Source organism: Pseudoalteromonas sp. TAE79, assembly GCF_000498015.1.
Lineage (GTDB): Bacteria > Pseudomonadota > Gammaproteobacteria > Enterobacterales > Alteromonadaceae > Pseudoalteromonas.
The window spans coordinates 1-2607 of sequence record NZ_AUTL01000144.1 but is presented as its reverse complement, the minus strand read 5'-3'; the positions used below and the strand labels follow the sequence as shown (position 1 = coordinate 2607).

At 46.7% G+C, this 2607-nt stretch carries 1 protein-coding gene and 1 pseudogene; one reads left to right on the top strand and one right to left on the bottom strand.

Features of this window, described 5'->3' with window-relative positions; translation table 11 throughout:
- Positions 1-336: 336 nt before the first annotated feature.
- Positions 337-1056 (bottom strand): annotated as a pseudogene (locus L655_RS01000000125440) (NADH:flavin oxidoreductase/NADH oxidase); the annotation flags it as partial.
- A gap of 142 nt (positions 1057-1198) precedes the next feature.
- Between L655_RS01000000125440 and L655_RS0110350 the strand changes: the two are divergent.
- On the top strand, positions 1199-2596 hold the full coding sequence (locus L655_RS0110350; protein ID WP_029751746.1) for an IS4 family transposase: 1398 nt from the start codon (positions 1199-1201) through the stop codon (positions 2594-2596).
- Positions 2597-2607: the final 11 nt, after the last annotated feature.

Genomic DNA, 2607 nt, shown 5'->3' with positions numbered 1-2607 from the left:
CACCGCCTCCGTTAGCGCGTAGCTGGTCAAGAAACACGTCGGTGACTGTCATTGCACCAAGAAGATTCACCTCCACCATTTGGCGGTGCTCTGCATGCTGCTCCTTGCTAAACGGGGCGGTAAGCATGACCCCCGCATTGTTAATAAGGATGTCAGCCCCGCCAAGCTCACGCTGAACACNNNGGCCGTTGCTTCACCGATTCCTGACGATGCGCCAGTAATCACCGCTACTCGGCTAGTTTTTGGTTGGGTATTCATCATCACTCCTCGTTTTCCTAATTAGTTTCTGAATTCCCTTGGGGGGACCCAAGGCGAACACTCCTAGACTGGTGCCGCTCAGCCGTGCCAGTTTTGTAGCCAAAAAGCGTAGGGCGTAGGTAAAACTGTCTCAGCCTGTTCAATTCCCAGGTCTCTGGCCGCTTGGAACGGCCAGTGCGGATTGGCAAGCAATGTTCGGGCGAAGAACAGCACATCGACCTGTTCGTCACGGATAAACGCATCGGCATCTTTGGCACTGGTAATCATCCAACTCGTGCCTACCGCCAACCCGGTTTCGGCACGAACCCGCTCGGCATAAGGCACCATGAAGCTGGGCCCCCACGGCACCTGTTCAGTTGGTGTAGAAAGCGCAAGGCCAACATCAACCAAGTCCACACCCAAGCTTTTGAGCCAGCGCAACACTTGTAGGGCTTCGCTAAACGAGTGTTCTGTACCGTTATCGAATTCCGTAACTCCAAGTCGTACGGTCAAGGGCAAGTCATCAGGCCAGACATTGCGAACCGCTGTGACGGTCTCCATCAAAAAGCGGGCACGGTTTTCCAGCGACCCACCGTAGTGGTCGGTTCTGCGGTTGGAGTGCTGGGAAAGAAAGCTCTGCCCCAGGAAGCCGTGAGCAAAATGAAGCTCTAGCCATTCAAAACCCGCTTCGTAAGCCCGTCGGGTGGCGTCCGCAAAATTCTGCTGGGTTCGTTGAATGTCAGTGAGCGTCATCGCTATGGGTAGGTGTGGTGCCTCAGGCATATAGGGCAGTGCACTCGGGCCCACGGGTTGCCATGCTTGCGGGTCGGTTTTTGCTAACGGAGCGCCCCCCTCCTAAGGCCTGACTCTTATACACAAATAAATTAGGCTCCAATTGAACTTTATTTATATCAGTCGATCAGATCAGTTATAACGAAAAAACCGATCGAGTTTAATTATTATGCTGATAAAAGATACTGAAAAATGGGCTAATCATTTGTTTAAACATGCTGAATTAGGTGATGAACGACGCACTAAACGCCTGGTAAAAATAAGTCATCAAATGGCAAGCAACACAGGAAGTTCTATTGTGAAAGCATCTGGCTCACAAGCCTCTATTGAAGGCGCATATCGCTTTATTCGCAATGATAAAGTTGACGCAGATAACATCGCTACCGCCGGTTTGAATTCGCTGTTACCTACAATAACGCTGTCAAACACAATCCTTGCGCTAGAAGATACATCAACATTGTGTTACCGACACAATGTGACTAAAGAGCTCGGACATACTGGCGCATATAAACAAAGCTCTTCTAAAGGGATGTTGGCGCACACCGTCCTTATGGTCGATGCAGAAACAGAGCGTACTATTGGCTTGGGTGCACAACATCGTTGGTGCAGAAAAGATGAAAACTTTGGTACCGCTAACGACAGAAAACGCCGCAAGTACGAAACGAAAGAAAGTTATAAATGGCAACGCTCGTCGGAAGAAATGAGTACCCGATTTGCAGATGTCATGGACAATATCATAAGCGTTTGTGATCGAGAATCTGATATGTTTGAGTATATTGATTATAAAACAATAAATAATCAACGATTTGTAGTGAGGGCCAAGCATGAGCGGGTCGTTAATGCAGACGGCGATAAACTAAGTCCCTACATTGAAAATCAATCTAGTGAAGCTTCATATTCGGTTAAGATACAGCAAAAAGGAGGCCGAAAAGCACGTATTGCGAAAGTAGCTGTACGTTATGCTTGCATTACTATTTATCCGCCTAAAAAACACAAGAAACTTGGTGGTATGAATTTAACAGTAATAAGTTGCAACGAGATTGATCCACCAAGTGGAACAAGTCCTTTGTCGTGGAAATTGTATACAGGCGAACCGATAAATAGTGCTTCTGATGCACTAAAGATAGTTAGATTTTATGAACTAAGATGGCGAGTTGAAGAGTTCCATAAAGCGTGGAAGTCAGCGGGCACTCAAGTTGAGTCGTTTCGCATGCAAACGCGAAATAATCTAGAAAAGATCATTGTAATAACAGCATTTATTGCGGTGAGACTTCTCCAGTTACGCGAGCTTGTTGTCGATAAAGATAATGCAAAATCAATTAGTTGCGACAATTTTTTCAATCTTCTTGAATGGAAACTGTTGTGGTCAAAGACTGAAACTAAAAAAGCACCTAACACAACACCTTCATTACATTGGGCTTATTATGCACTTGCCAAATTAGGCGGGTGGCACAACAGCAAGCAAACAGGTGTTGTTGGTTGGGAAGCTTTATGGAAAGGTTGGTTTTCACTGAGCAAACTGCTAGAAGGCGCTCGATTCATGCAAGCGCAACAACAGGAGATGTGATCAAGAGACAG

What these genes read in the sequence shown, in the direction of transcription:
- L655_RS0110350 (WP_029751746.1), top strand. Translation starts at nt 1,199, where the DNA reads ATGCTGATAAAAGATACTGAAAAATGGGCTAATCATTTGTTTAAACAT.